Origin of the sequence: Paenibacillus sp. HWE-109, assembly GCF_022163125.1 — a bacterium.
Lineage (GTDB): Bacteria > Bacillota > Bacilli > Paenibacillales > NBRC-103111 > Paenibacillus_E.
The window spans coordinates 1,545,927-1,559,517 of the sequence record NZ_CP091881.1 but is presented as its reverse complement, the minus strand read 5'-3'; the positions used below and the strand labels follow the sequence as shown (position 1 = coordinate 1,559,517).

The following is a 13,591-nucleotide window of genomic DNA, read 5'->3' as shown; positions in this document are numbered from 1 at the left end:
AAAAGAATAATGAAAGAATCGGCCATAACTAGAAAAAAACCGCGTAGAATCAAGCCTTCGCGGTTTTTTGCAGATTAAGCACCTAATCCACAGATTGCGAAAAACATAATTTCCTATACAAAAACAATCTGTCTAATCAAGGTTTCTTTTGGTATGGCTTTTTCATTTATTAATTCTTGTATGGCTGGTGGATATGCCGGGTTTTTATCCAAAGTGATCACACGAGGTACTTGATTATGTGGCGAGGACAAAGCCTTTGTAAAGAAACGCTTAGCTGCCGTCATATCACGATTTTCAGATAACATGAAATCAATCGTTTTCCCCATTGAATCAACTGCCCGATATAAATACTTCCATTAACCTTTGACTTTGATGTAGGTTTCGTCCGTACGCCACGAATCGTTTGAGGTTTCAAATAGCTGCGGATTCGTTTATCTATTTCGGGTCCAAACTCATGGACCCATCTCATGATCGTTGTATGCGATATCTTTAAACCCCGCTCGCTCATCATTTCTACGATGTCTCGATAGCTTAAACTATATTTTAAATACCATCTCACGGTTAGTAAAATGTTGCTCCATCCCATGACTTCATTATCGATTACGTTATTATGAATTAGAGCTTTGCACCACAACCGATCAAAGTAAGTACTTCTCAAGCAATTGATTTATCGAAGATTGATGTTTGTTAAGCCAGTCATTTCTATTTAGAAATTGAATTAGAATATAATTGAAGTTCTGCTCAATATTTTTACCTGAATAATACAGGCCGATGTAAATATGAAGTACAGCAATATGATAAATTTGAGTCAATAGCTGCAGTTGATTTATTTCTCGAGATGTACTTTTTCTAAATCGCGAGTAGCCTCTAATAAATGCCTCCGTCAGATCCCAAGAACCGTTTGTCAACTGGATCACGTGATTTAGGGAAATAGTAAATTCCATAAAGCTAAAATCAATTGACGTAAAGTCAAAATCTAATACACCATGAATTCTGTTATCTTTAGCGAGTAAGTTGTAGATTAAAAAGTCATGATGAACAAGTTGCTTGGGCAATTCCAATAATTCATGTTTATTTTGCTCCAAGGTGGAAACCATCTCTTTATAAAAAGTAATGGCCGTTTCAGGAATTTCAATGGGTGGCGACTCAAAAAAAGTTACTACGGCATGATAATCGGCTAAAGGATTCAGATCATAAATTCTTGAAAAGGTAATCCCTTCATATTTTAGCTCTGCCTCGTATTGACTAAGTACTGAAGTAATTTCACCGACAACACGGCCAAACTCTTCGGCTTGCTGAATATTTGATAACTCAGGAACGGTCCCTTCAACAAATGAAACGATCGCACCTAGTGTTCCATCCGATAAATGTACGTACTGTTTACCAGCATTCGTATTTAGAAACACCGGCACAACGAATGAAAGATTCTGTTTACTTAAATACGAAGTTATCGTTGCTTCAAATTTAATACTCTCTATATTTTTAGTATGACGATTGTAGATACGACTAACATACTTTTGGCCATTAATAGTTAAAATTTTTGTGAGATTAGTCAGACCGAAGGGTACCATCCAAGGAATGACCACGCTAAACTGCCCGTTAGTCTTGTTTTCTATATAAATAAAAGTAATTCTGTTTCCGCTTGCTAACTCGTCAGTTCTGGCAAATATAAGGGGCAAATTAAGCTCACCAAGCGAGGCAACTCACTACTGCGCAAGCATCTCTATTTCACTGTGTTTCACCATTTTGGACGTTAAACAAATTCAATTAGATTTTATCAATTTCTTGAATATGTCCGATAGTTAATACGATACATTTTTCAAACCTCCTTCAATTTTTGAAAATGCAAAAACGCTCCTCGTCTTATTGAGACGAGAAGCGTTTGCTTCCGGTGCCACCTAACTGGTCGGGACGGCTAACTTAGGATCATCATTTGCATGAAAGTCTTGATGGAAACGCCTCAAAGCTACGATCCTCTCACTCCCGTTGCTTCCGTATTTCCTTCTGCACTTGCCGCAACGCCTTCTTCGAGCCACGCTCCATGTCGTGCTGAAACTTGCGGTCTTTATAGCTGGTGAACAGCGTATTCAGATCATATCCCGTAGGATACAACTCGCTGGCTCGTAGTTCTAAGGATACCCGCTTGGCATGCACCTCTACGAGCTGCCCTTCAAATAAAACCGTCATATGGTTGAAGCTATCTCGGCCTTTGTACACGATCGCGGGTTCATCATGCTCTAATAACCGCACACGATCACCCATCCCGTACTCCTCAAGTACAACTTCCGTTTCATCCGTATGTGCCACTACCGGCTTCTTCATCACTTTACTTTCATGAAGGAGATCCAACCGATAGTTCTTACTCTTCATATACAGCTTCGCCCGCCCCAATACCTCATCTTTCAACTCCATCTTCTTCGAGATCCAAAGCGCATTGCTCTCGCCCGATTGCCCAATCAGTAGCTTATATTGCGGCTCTAAGGTCTCGTTGTCGAATGCCATGGCTGCGTTCATGAAATCCGGATGCCGTTCCGAAAATTCCTTAATCTCTCCATAGTGCGTGGTCGCAACCGTCATACAACCCATTTGGTAAAATTCTTCCAGAATCGCAATGGCCAGTGCCGCACCCTCATTGGGTTCCGTTCCGCTACCAATCTCATCAAACAACAACAACGTATTCCGATTCGCTTGGCGCATGATCTCGGCTATATTTTTCATATGGGACGAAAAGGTACTAAGCGCATTCTCCAGGCTCTGATTATCCCCGATATCAACGAACATACGATCAAACACAGCCACTTCGGTAGACGCATCCGCCGCGATGTGAAATCCGGACATCACCGCCAGCGCGATCAAACCGACCGTCTTCAGGACAACCGTCTTGCCCCCCGCATTCGGACCCGTAATGACCAAACTGCGATATCTATCGCCAATTTCAAAATCCAGCGGAACCGCACCTCCGGACAATAACGGATGCCTGCATCGGACCAACTTAATCATCCCGTGGTCGTTCACTTTAGGTGCGATTCCATCCATGCTTTTGCTAAATTTTCCTTTGGCGAAAATCATATCGTACAGACTAATCAAATCAATATTGACCGTTATCGGCTGGGTTTGATTTGCGACTAAATCCGATAGAGCCGACAGAATCTGAAGCTCCTCCATCCCCTCCTCCATCTTGAGACCCGAAAGCTCTGCGTTATACTTGGCAACAGTTAACGGCTCCATAAACACAGTCGATCCCTTGGAAGATATTTCGACAATCGTTCCAGCCACTTGATGCTTATAGGCAGCTTTAATCGGGATGGTGAAGCGGTCATTTTTTTTGCTGACAAAAAACTCCTGAATAACCTCCTTGTTCGCGCTGTTCTTCAGAAACTTTTGCAGCTGCTCCTCAATCTTCGCCTCGGCAATATCAATATGCTTGCGGATTCGTCTGAGCTCTTTACTTGCCCCGGAGTCCACCCGATTCCCTTTAATAGCTTGGTGAATTGCATCTTCAATGTTCTGGAAATCCCACATGGAGTTGGCATAAGCACTTAGCTTAGGAGCGTAGAATTCCTTCTCGGTCATGAACTTCTTGACTTTCCGGCAACCCCGGAGAAAATCAGCAATGGCAATCAGTTCGGAGGGATCCAGCACCATCCCTTTGTCCAGCTTCTCCATCATGAGTTTAATATTCGAAATCCCCAGCAGCGGCACATGTCCCTCAGTATCCAGAATCGCGCGGGCTTCCGTTGTTTCAAGGAGACGTTGCTTTACTACTTTGAGGTTTGAACTTGGTTCAAGCTGATCGATCAGTTGCTTGCCCAGACTGCTTACACAATAGCTTTGGACGAGTGTCTTCAATTCGTTATATTGTAATTTGTCCTTTGTACTTGGATTCATCTTTGCATTCTCCTCACGATTGGGTGATCATGATGAATATCCCTGCACCATAAGATTTCAACGTTTATGCACAAATAAGCGCAAAAAAAGCTGCGGGAAACCCACAGCTCATTACACTCAATTTACATGACGTTACATATAGATAAAAGCCATCAGCTGACAAGGGATTTGTGTCCAAAGCCGCAGTGTACTTCCTCTGTTCGAGTCATGGTTCATGATGCATTCGCAGGGTTCTTCATAGGTAACTTAAATAAAACTATCATATAGGATTTTAAGAAACGGTATCCCGCTTCACCTATAGAATAGAATGTTATCTTCTTAAGTTATGCCTGTTGAAAACCTGCTACACTCATAAAACACCTCGTAGGGAATGTGTCTTGCATTGAAATCGTATGATGTAAGTAGGATATATGATTTGATGTGGGAAGTCAAGGGTGTAATGACCGCTAGTCAATTCTTAAATAATCATTTGGCTGGTGGAATACTTTCTGAAGTATTTGAACTATCCTGCCCGAAGCGCCAAAGACCACCACGCTCTACTGCCCGTTAGTGGGGAAAAGGCAACCTGTTTTTGTCGGTTACCTTTTCGTCTGGACTATTGAGCTCTCGTTCACCGTTAGCGTAGTGAATCTTGCCGAATGGCTCGATGCGTGAATGCGGATTTAGAGGTTGACGGTGGCTTCGGAGATATACATAGAAATTCTCATAATCTCCCCCATGCTCTTTCAATATTATCCGACGCTTTTCTGGTTTCCTTACCCATGTATCTATAAGCAACTTCTAGTATTTCCTTTTCGTCCCCAAGCCTCTCTAGAATAGTACAAGACAAAACTTCTTTAACTAAAGTATCCCCCTTTAATTCCATCCTCTCATAAAATTCAAACAATCGTATTAGTAACTCGGTTTCTATATCTTTTCTTAGTAATTCGATCAAATAATCATTTAAGTCACCAAAAAACACATGGTTAAGAACTTCTTTATATAATGCTTCATGTTCAGTAAGGTTAAGCCTGAATTTTGGAAATTCATTAACAAATATTTTTGAAAGTTCATTATATTTCAAGCCTAACCCACCTTCTTAAATTCTAATATATTCGCCTGCCTTGCCTAAGATATTCGCAAAGTTATTGAACTATCCTCCCATTACGTAAAAAGGGAACAGTCTACCGGCCACGGCGTTCTGCTCCCATGTTATTCAACAATCGTTCCCAGTTAGTTGAATCAACTCATGTCAAATGTGGTCCAACCAACTTCAAGTATTTTCATTTGAAAATCCCTGAATTCTTTCTTTGCATTAAAATTCGTAAATTCAATCTTAGTAAAAGGCTTTGTAAAGAATGTAAAACAACATGGTTTTGCGCAGATATCCCGTTCTCCGACACATTTACTTTTAGTACGGAAAGCTTGAACTTCATCATCCGTCCAACTATTTTTCCTCTTATTATACATAACCCAATTTTCATTACACTCTTTAAAATCGACGAAGGTTTCTTTATCTAAATTAACGTAGGTAAAACCCTCTAACGTTACCTCACGGATCTTCAAAAATCTCTCACCCCACTTAAATACAACTTATGTACTTTTCAACTATCGTCCTACGTTAGGTTAACGCTTCGAGCTTTCTTCCAGATAGTTTAAAACTCAACAAGGCTCCTTTTCCCTTTGGATTCCATCCCATATTAATTGCTTCAGGAATTATTAGGGCCACTTCAGCAGGCATTACAACTTTGTTATTGAGTGTCTCAATATGCGGAAACTCCACCCAGAACACATTAATATCTGATTCTATATTAACCCTGAGTATTTGGCCTCTAACTTCATTTTGCTGAACGGTTAAGGTGAGAATCCCCTTTGCAGAAGGGGTGATTATCCATGTGTACGATTCTTGCCCTACTGTAATCTTTCTTGTCCCCTTCTTACTGATAGTCATATAGTCAACTCCAGTGTCTTTTTTATTGAAACAATCGTTTTTCTTTAGGTTAATCATACCTCTATAAGCTTTTAGTTTTTCATGTAATATCTATAAGTAATTCAGTTAAGCCATTAGGATATAGGATTCTTTGACCGAGTTCAAAATCGGTAACTGATATCCATTGTGCATATGTGATTTTTTCACCTTCATTAACCTCAAAACGTTCTTGCTCATATAAATTTGGGTTGTTTAAATCTACTAGGTATATTTGAGTTATTTCATGCCCTATATTCTCATCGATCTTATAAATGTTTTCTATACATTTGACATGACTTTTTATTGTTATTTGAACACCTAGTTCCTCTTGGAATTCTCTTATTAATGTCTCTTGAGAATGTTCCCCAAGTTCGATTGTTCCACCTATAGGTCTATAGTAAAAACCTGTTCCCTTTGAATGTTTCCCTGTTTGCTCCTCAACAAGAATTCGTTTATTCCGAGTAACGATTCCTAATACATTGGCACGTGGATACAAGTCTCTTCCTCCTCAAACCAAAATTGTTTTTATTCAATACTACCACAATTTGGTTGCATTTCAGCCCGTTAGGTCAATAAAAAAAGGAACAGTTGCCGGTCGCGGCGATCTGTCCCTATTTTTCACTAAAGTTACCCGTTAGCGTAATGAACCTTTCCGAACGAAGCGTGAAAGACGTAAGATTCAATCATCCACTAATTATAATAGTAAGGCTGGTCGAGGCGATAACGGCGTTTTATGCATAATCATTTTCACTTCATCTGTATTGAGCGACAAGTCGTTTACAGCCGGTAAATACAAATCAACATCGTTTATCCGTTAGTTAATTGGTGTTGATCGTATATCATTTATATTAGTAAAGCTGTCTTCAATTCATTGAAGCTGGATACTCGTTCACATCCTGCTCTCTGAGTGTCAAATTTATCTAAGAAGATTGACTTCATTCCCATTCTCTGTGGTGTTAAATAATCATTTTCATAATCGTCGCCAACAAATATAATTTCAGAATTATTACAGCCCGCTGATTGCATGGAAATCTCGTATATTTTTGAATGTGGCTTTCTCCAACCTACATTTATCGAGGTGATTATGAAGTCAAATAATTCTCCGATTCCGTTGCTGAATAGTAACTCCTCTATACCATCCTTTACCATAAAATTTGAAACTATAGCTAACTTATATCTCTTAGAAAGCTGAATTATAACCTCTCTCACTTCTGGACTTATGTAGCATTTCGATTTATATGTTCTCCAATAATTTTCATATAGCTTTGTTACTACTTCAGTTTTAATATTTAGTCCTATCGACTTAGATTTATGAACTAATAACTCAAACCTTCATACTAACTCATACTCTTCGTCCATTTCAAAGGGTTACTCCAATTTCAATTTTTGAAGTTTCATAATATTTTGCGAACTCATTAAAATCATTCCAATAATGCTCAACACCAGAACCTTTAAATGCCCATAAAGCATAGTCATTCCCTTTTGGCAATTCATATAAATCAACAATTGTTTCCATGCAATCAAAGAAAATGTATTTAAACTTATTCAATGTAGAACACCCACCCAAAACAGAATATTGGAATAATTATACATTAAACTCAGGCATTAAAGTACAAAAGAAATATAAATTAAACTGCCCGTTAACGTAATGAGACTGCCAATCATATTCGCGGCAGCCATGTGGTGTTTGTTTATTGATCTATCGTTTCGCGTTAGCTTTACGCTAACTGAAGTAAGTGGGTGTCTTTTTCAGAATCATCTTTTACCGAAAACCCGATAGAGTGATAAAACAAATCAGCAACAGGATTATCTGTCTTCAACACAATCATTTGAAAGTAATTTCTAGCTTCTGCAATAACTGAGTCCATTAGCATCCGCCCTATCCCAAATCTGCGTACACTTGGTGAGACATACATTCGACGAACACGACCAATTTCTATGTTTTCTGAATGCGGGGCTTGATTTAATCCGCAAACTCCTACAATTTCGCCGTTTTTAATGGCTAGAAAGAGTGCTTCCACGTCCAAATCGAATTTATTTGTTCCAGCTTCATAATCGGTTACCAATCGTTTGAGGTGACGAAATCCTTCACTCGTACTCTCATCAACCAACAGATTAAGCTTTTGGATATCTAGATCATGCACTTTTGTAATTATGAATTCACTCTCAAATGGCATCTTATATTCTATTTCTTTCCTGTCCGTTAGCGGAATGAACGAATCGGTTATGGTTTGGCTATGAATCCAGTTTTTACCCCTTTTTTGAATCCAGCATTTTCATAAAACAAAAGTGTCCCTTCTTCTTTTGAACCAGTCATCAACATAACTTTATAACAATTTTGTTCCCATGCAATCTCTAATGCTTTTTTCAAAACTGCGGCCCCATATCCTTTTCTTCTAAAATCGGCATGAGTAACTACATTTTCAATTAAACCGTAAGGACGGGCATTTCTAGTTAAGTTTGGAATTATGACTAACACACAAGAGGCTACTAATTGATTATCTTTATCAACTACGATATAGTGCATATTTAAATCATTGTAGATTTTACCCCACAATGAATCTAAATCCTCCACATTAAGTTCCGGGTCATCTTTGTTTAAATGTTTATATAGCTCTAATAGTTTGGGTAATTCGTTTTTGTATATAGTTCTGATTGCTACAACTGTTTCCATAGATCCACCCCTGAATGCGACTTTTCCTACATTATAAATCCAAATAATGGTTTACGATACACTATTACGCAAAACTTCCCGTTAGTTGAATGAACAAAAAAGAGGAGCTGCCGCGATGCAGTCTCCTCCGCTATAGTTACCCGTTAGCGGGACTGTTACAATAAGATGGAGTAGTGTGAAGTGCCAAATATTGTTGATGATAAGATCATATGATGTAATTTTTAAATTAATGGCAGCCGTTGTGATCAAGCCATCTACTACTGAAAAAACAAAAACTCCAGTACCACAAACTAAAACTGAATATAAGATAGGATATCGCCTTAGTATTGTCAGTCCTAAGACGATAACAATTACTGAATCAAAGTGGGCTGTGTTCCCTAAAGGAATAAAAGTTTTCCCTGTCTCCGAAGCGGAAATGGTGGAACTCTCCGAAGAAGAAGAGTATCAATTAATATTTGAGCTACGTAGAGAAAAAGTAAATGCAGTGAAGTTAGGAAATCAATCCCCACATCTACACATTGTATTTGACTCAGGAAAAACGCTTTTTGTAAATGGTCACCATGATAAATATGAGTGTTGGCAAGCAAGGGATGGTTATGGATACACTGGCGATGAATGGCTAATAGTAGCCACCCCTGGAGATAGCATCTCAACATGGGCACCAAATTCGTTCAACTAACGAAAAACGCTAGCACAATTATAAGTACTAAGATTAGACCCTCCCAATACTAGCAAAGCTAGAGATAACTTATACTTGGGAGGGTTTTTATTATGACATTGAAGGATTTATGGATGCTGTATGAAGCTGACAAACGTATCCTGGGATTCAGCACCCACACAATTAAAGCATACTTTCTACAACTAAACATGCTGATTCGTGAACTAGGTAATATGGAGATAGAAGAAGTCTCTTTAAACTTACTAAAAGACTACTTAGCAAGGGAATCTGCGAGATTAAAACCGAGTAGCTTAGGTCATCGGATCCGATTTGTACGCTCCCTTTTCCGCTTTGCATTTGAAGAGGGCCATATGACACGGAATCCTTCTCTCAAGCTAAGAGAGCCGAAGATGGATAAACATATTCCGAAATTTCTAATTGAGGATGATGTAATTCATCTGAAGATTACCTGTCATTCACATCGAGAGTATGCTCTGTTGGAATTTCTGTACTGCACAGGCTGCCGTGTTGGAGAAGTGCAGAAAATAAACATTGAAGACGTGAACTGGGAAAACTGTTCAGCAATAGTGAATGGTAAGGGTTCTAAACAAAGATAGGTGTATTTTACTACCAAATGTAATATCTGGTTAAAAAGGTACTTAGAAAGCCGTGGAGATACTTGTAAAGCATTGTTTGTTACCGAAACGAATCCGACCCGACGAATGACGATTCCAACAATACGTTGGTCATTAAAAAAGCTCGCACAACGCGGGAAAATTAATGCCAATGTATATCCTCATTGATTCCGTCACACGTATGCTTGTCAATTGCTAGATAACGGTTCACCGTTAGAATTTATTCAGGGTATGCTTGGGCATGAAAAAGCATCTACTACACAGATTTATGCTCATCTGCGCGGAGAGCGTAGAAGAGAATTATATCGTCGATATTTTTAGGGATTTCACCGTTCAAGTAAGGGGAGTTGTGTTAAAGTTTAGATATGAATAGACTGGGGTGACTGATATGGATAAAACCACTGTCATGGTATATTTCAACATATTCGGGGACAGTTTTCCTGTAAATGAAGTTACGAAAGTGCTTGGTATCGAACCAACTGAATCGTATAACAAAGGTGATGTCATTGTTAGAGTTAAGAATGATAATCTAGATAGTTCAGCCATCCATACAGAAAAGAGTCATCCTGGGAACTTAGTTCAGGCTATCAAGAGTCCTATGATATTAACGACCAATTGTATTACCTCGTAGATTCACTGGAAAGTAAGGTAGTTGAACTTAACAAAAACAGGGACGAGTTCAATGTATCGTTTAAGTTTATGGTGGTAATAAAAATTGAAAATAATGAAAAACCTGCGATGTATTTACATCATAGTTTCATTAGCTTTGCATATTCAATAAATGCGGATGTAGATTTTGACTTGTACATTTTTAATTAATCGATGATTAAGCTCCCTTGAGCAATTTTAGTTCAATAACATCAAGAGAAGGCTGCCGATATCATTTTGATCGGCAGCCTTCTCAGCTAAAGGGTAGGGTACTTCCAATATGTGCTGAGGTTTAGAAGGCTTAAATGGGGGAACGAAATGAAATTTTACATAGCGTCCAGTCTCAAAAACATAGAAAACGTGCGGTTAGTCGCTGAGAATTTGAAAGCACTTGGTTTTCAACATACGTACGACTGGACAATACATTCGAACATAGACTCCATCACCAAACTACGTATAATTGGCGAAGAGGAAGTTTCAGGGGTTTTGGTTGCAGATGTAGTAATTGTCATGATCCCAGCAGGGAAAGGGAGTCATGTCGAGCTAGGAATTGCTCTGGGAGCAGGAAAGAAAATCTATTTGTATTCCTCAACAAATGAACTGAATGAAATCGGGAATACATGTACGTTTTATCATGCAGATTCAGTTGAACAAAGGATTGGCTCTTTAGAAGAATTGATAAATTCAGTCCGTATTGATTACCAGGATCATCATTAAACTATCGGGAAACGATAGTTAGGGATCGTCGGCTGCGCGCAGTCTGGACGGTCCCTATTTTATTGAAGTAAAGGGCAGATTTGCACAACATTGTTGTCTTCGAAGGATATTCAGATTTCCACTTGACCCTTACGTAACGTAATGATTTATAGTGAACGTAAGAGCAGGACGAAACACGGGCCTACTGCCAAAAAATCGAACAACTAAAATCGAAGTCGGAGGAGAAGCAAACATGAGAAAACTCGTATTGTTCATGCATGTGTCGCTGGACGGGTATGCGTCGGATTCGAACGGAGGACTAGATTGGATTCCGTACAACGAGGAATTAGAGAAATACGCCGAGGAGGTCGTAGCCGAAGTCGGCTCTCCCGTATACGGACGCACGACGTATCGGATGATGGAGAACTACTGGCCCACGGTGCTTGATAATCCGAATGCGTCGAGGCACGGTATGGAGCATGCCAAATGGCTGCAAGATGTTAAGAAGATCGTCATTTCCGGCTCGATGGACTTTGTCGAATGGAACAATACGATGCTGATCAAGGACAATATCGCAGAGGAAATCAAGGCGCTCAAGGAGCAGCCTGGCAAAAATCTCGTTATCTTCGGCAGTCCGGGGGCAGCGAAGACGTTGCTTGAGCTCGGCCTGATCGACGAATTCCTGCTGACGATTTGTCCGGTCATCTTGGGTGGCGGAAAATCGGCATTCCACGGCGATGGTGAGAAAATCAGGCTCAAGCTGCTGTCCAGCCGAACACTCAAGTCGGGCATTATCGCGGCCCGCTATGAGTTGGAGAAATAGCCGCGCCGTACAAGGTGTTCCACTAACGGATAACGTTTGTTGAATGGGAGCCTTATAAGCGGTTGTAAAAAGTACTTCAAAACTTATTTGTCCTCGAACACCAAAGTTTTAAAAAGGCAGCTTAGCCGCCCTAAGAGATGAGCGTCTTCATAGTGGTTTTCAACAATCTAGCGGTTCCTAGTTCCCTTTGGGCTTTGCCATGACAGGAAGCGTCGTGTGAAAAGGAACTATGATCCTCTATATAGCGGGAAATGAGGGAAACGTAACCTGAAAGGGAACTGAGATCCGCTATTTAAACGAAACCTGCTGATTCCAACCGGGAAATGGAGACATAGCGGATCGTAGTTCCCTCTGGCGTGGAATATGACGGTTTTCAGAATTATAGCGTACTGTAGTTCCCTCAAACTGGCGATCATGACACATTTTGCTATCATCGCGGCTTGACGTCCCCTTATATCCGTACGATAGCTAAGCTAGAGGACCTCATTCTGCCAAATAGCTTGTTTATACCTCTAGTTAAGAAAAAACTAGCCTGCGGCTAGGTCACTCAGACAATCAACCTTGAGGCAAGCTCAAACCCTACGCCGACTCCGTTCATTAAATCTCCAAAGCAGCCTTTTTTCAGTCTATAAACATCATACAGTTCATTAGATGCCCTTTGGGATCGAAAACCTCCAAAACAAAGAAGTCTGCGGTGGACGCCAATAAAAAAAGGCTCCTATTGGAAATTCCCCCAATAAGAGCCTTTTCTATCGGCTATTGAGCGTATTCATTCGCTAGTTAGCCAGTAAATGTCTTTCTGTTCAATCGTTTCCTTCCACTCCTTAGGATAAGGCTGGTCAGAGACGATGACATCAATCTGATCGAGAGGCATCAGGTGAACGAAGGCTTGGACACCGATTTTGGACTGATCCGCAAGGACAATGACTTCGCGTGCCGATTTGGCAAACTTCTTCGTCATATACGTTTCGTTCAAATCATAATCGGTCACACCGCCCGTCAGCGAGATGCCGCCGATGGACAAGAATGCTTTATTCAGATAAAACTGCTCCATGAGCTGTTCACAGAGCGGGCCTGTGAGTGACTGCTGCTCTGGATTAAGCTGTCCGCCGAGCAAAAAAACTTTGCCCGTAAACCGATTGCTGTTCAACGCTTCACACAAATAGGAAGCTATCGGCAGCGAGTTTGTCAAGATCGTCAAGTTGCGCTTGCCTTGAATGGCTTTCGCCAGCTCCATCATGGTGGTGCCTACATCCAATGCAATTGTGTCCCCGTCCTCGATAAGTTGGGCAGCTCGCTCTCCGATCTTCTTCTTGGCATCAACGAACAATTGTGTGCGCTGTACAAAGGTGGGTTCACCGTTCTCATAGCTGGCACGAACAGCTCCGCCATACACCCGCTGAAGGTGCCCCTCTAATTCCAAGGCATCTAAATCTCGACGCACCGTCTCCGAGGAAACACCTAGTTCGTCCGCCATTGGCAACACTTTAACTTTGCCATCACGAAGCAATGTTTGCAAAATATGCTCTCTTCTTTCCTGGCCTAACAACGACAAGAGCGACACACCACCCATGGATACATATATGTCTCAGTATATTAAAATTGTGTACTTTTTCCAATA

At 40.4% G+C, this 13,591-nt stretch carries 16 protein-coding genes and 2 pseudogenes; 6 read left to right on the top strand and 12 right to left on the bottom strand.

The window, feature by feature from the left end; all coding sequences use genetic code 11:
• Positions 1–128: 128 nt before the first annotated feature.
• The 11 genes and pseudogenes from LOZ80_RS06265 to LOZ80_RS06215 all read right to left on the bottom strand — a co-directional run.
• A pseudogene (locus LOZ80_RS06265) lies at positions 129–586 on the bottom strand (IS6 family transposase); the annotation flags it as partial.
• Positions 587–638: 52 nt separating this feature from the next.
• A complete protein-coding gene (locus LOZ80_RS06260) occupies positions 639–1,679 on the bottom strand; it encodes a phosphotransferase enzyme family protein (RefSeq protein ID WP_238170623.1) in 1,041 nt (346 codons plus the stop codon).
• Positions 1,680–1,977: 298 nt separating this feature from the next.
• Positions 1,978–3,888 (bottom strand): endonuclease MutS2, encoded by a 1,911-nt coding sequence (locus tag LOZ80_RS06255; RefSeq protein ID WP_238170622.1) that lies wholly within the window; start codon positions 3,886–3,888, stop codon positions 1,978–1,980.
• 703 nt (positions 3,889–4,591) lie between these two features.
• Positions 4,592–4,951: a DUF7674 family protein gene (locus LOZ80_RS06250; protein ID WP_238170621.1), complete on the bottom strand. Its 360-nt coding sequence runs from the start codon at positions 4,949–4,951 to the stop codon at positions 4,592–4,594.
• A 158-nt stretch (positions 4,952–5,109) separates the two neighbouring features.
• A complete protein-coding gene (locus tag LOZ80_RS06245) occupies positions 5,110–5,433 on the bottom strand; it encodes a hypothetical protein (RefSeq protein ID WP_238170620.1) in 324 nt (107 codons plus the stop codon).
• 55 nt (positions 5,434–5,488) lie between these two features.
• Positions 5,489–5,818 carry a hypothetical protein gene (locus tag LOZ80_RS06240; protein ID WP_238170619.1) on the bottom strand — a complete coding sequence of 110 codons (330 nt, stop codon included), beginning with the start codon at positions 5,816–5,818 and terminating at the stop codon, positions 5,489–5,491.
• Between the two features lie 79 nt (positions 5,819–5,897).
• A complete protein-coding gene (locus tag LOZ80_RS06235) occupies positions 5,898–6,332 on the bottom strand; it encodes an NUDIX hydrolase (RefSeq protein ID WP_238170618.1) in 435 nt (144 codons plus the stop codon).
• Between the two features lie 347 nt (positions 6,333–6,679).
• A complete protein-coding gene (locus LOZ80_RS06230) occupies positions 6,680–7,123 on the bottom strand; it encodes an HAD family hydrolase (RefSeq protein ID WP_283214778.1) in 444 nt (147 codons plus the stop codon).
• A gap of 73 nt (positions 7,124–7,196) precedes the next feature.
• Positions 7,197–7,385: a hypothetical protein gene (locus LOZ80_RS06225; protein WP_238170617.1), complete on the bottom strand. Its 189-nt coding sequence runs from the start codon at positions 7,383–7,385 to the stop codon at positions 7,197–7,199.
• 169 nt (positions 7,386–7,554) lie between these two features.
• A complete protein-coding gene (locus LOZ80_RS06220; RefSeq protein ID WP_238170616.1) occupies positions 7,555–8,013 on the bottom strand; it encodes a GNAT family N-acetyltransferase in 459 nt (152 codons plus the stop codon).
• A gap of 47 nt (positions 8,014–8,060) precedes the next feature.
• Positions 8,061–8,510, bottom strand: a complete 450-nt coding sequence (locus LOZ80_RS06215; RefSeq protein WP_238170615.1) for a GNAT family N-acetyltransferase — start codon at positions 8,508–8,510, stop codon at positions 8,061–8,063.
• Positions 8,511–8,700: 190 nt separating this feature from the next.
• Between LOZ80_RS06215 and LOZ80_RS06210 the strand changes: the two genes are divergently transcribed.
• From LOZ80_RS06210 to LOZ80_RS06190, 6 genes and pseudogenes are all read left to right on the top strand, one after another.
• Positions 8,701–9,189: a hypothetical protein gene (locus LOZ80_RS06210; protein WP_238170614.1), complete on the top strand. Its 489-nt coding sequence runs from the start codon at positions 8,701–8,703 to the stop codon at positions 9,187–9,189.
• A gap of 92 nt (positions 9,190–9,281) precedes the next feature.
• Positions 9,282–9,785 carry a tyrosine-type recombinase/integrase gene (locus tag LOZ80_RS39300; RefSeq protein WP_337951003.1) on the top strand — a complete coding sequence of 168 codons (504 nt, stop codon included), beginning with the start codon at positions 9,282–9,284 and terminating at the stop codon, positions 9,783–9,785.
• A 210-nt stretch (positions 9,786–9,995) separates the two neighbouring features.
• Positions 9,996–10,124 carry a tyrosine-type recombinase/integrase gene (locus LOZ80_RS39295; RefSeq protein ID WP_337951002.1) on the top strand — a complete coding sequence of 43 codons (129 nt, stop codon included), beginning with the start codon at positions 9,996–9,998 and terminating at the stop codon, positions 10,122–10,124.
• Between the two features lie 85 nt (positions 10,125–10,209).
• Positions 10,210–10,622: pseudogene (locus LOZ80_RS06200) on the top strand (DUF4279 domain-containing protein).
• Between the two features lie 147 nt (positions 10,623–10,769).
• On the top strand, positions 10,770–11,168 hold the full coding sequence (locus LOZ80_RS06195) for a nucleoside 2-deoxyribosyltransferase (protein WP_238170613.1): 399 nt from the start codon (positions 10,770–10,772) through the stop codon (positions 11,166–11,168).
• Positions 11,169–11,400: 232 nt separating this feature from the next.
• Positions 11,401–11,970 carry a dihydrofolate reductase family protein gene (locus tag LOZ80_RS06190; RefSeq protein WP_238170611.1) on the top strand — a complete coding sequence of 190 codons (570 nt, stop codon included), beginning with the start codon at positions 11,401–11,403 and terminating at the stop codon, positions 11,968–11,970.
• Between the two features lie 769 nt (positions 11,971–12,739).
• On the opposite strand, the gene LOZ80_RS06185 is transcribed toward LOZ80_RS06190, so the two are convergent.
• Positions 12,740–13,525: a DeoR/GlpR family DNA-binding transcription regulator gene (locus LOZ80_RS06185; protein WP_189017356.1), complete on the bottom strand. Its 786-nt coding sequence runs from the start codon at positions 13,523–13,525 to the stop codon at positions 12,740–12,742.
• Between the last annotated feature and the right edge of the window lie 66 nt (positions 13,526–13,591).

Bases quoted from the DNA above. Each gene is read 5' to 3' on its own strand.
- LOZ80_RS06240 (WP_238170619.1), bottom strand. From the start codon at position 5,818: ATGACTATCAGTAAGAAGGGGACAAGAAAGATTACAGTAGGGCAAGAA.
- LOZ80_RS06190 (WP_238170611.1), top strand. From the start codon at position 11,401: ATGAGAAAACTCGTATTGTTCATGCATGTGTCGCTGGACGGGTATGCG.
- LOZ80_RS06215 (WP_238170615.1), bottom strand. From the start codon at position 8,510: ATGGAAACAGTTGTAGCAATCAGAACTATATACAAAAACGAATTACCC.
- LOZ80_RS06255 (WP_238170622.1), bottom strand. From the start codon at position 3,888: ATGAATCCAAGTACAAAGGACAAATTACAATATAACGAATTGAAGACA.
- LOZ80_RS06220 (WP_238170616.1), bottom strand. From the start codon at position 8,013: ATGCCATTTGAGAGTGAATTCATAATTACAAAAGTGCATGATCTAGAT.
- LOZ80_RS39300 (WP_337951003.1), top strand. From the start codon at position 9,282: ATGACATTGAAGGATTTATGGATGCTGTATGAAGCTGACAAACGTATC.
- LOZ80_RS06195 (WP_238170613.1), top strand. From the start codon at position 10,770: ATGAAATTTTACATAGCGTCCAGTCTCAAAAACATAGAAAACGTGCGG.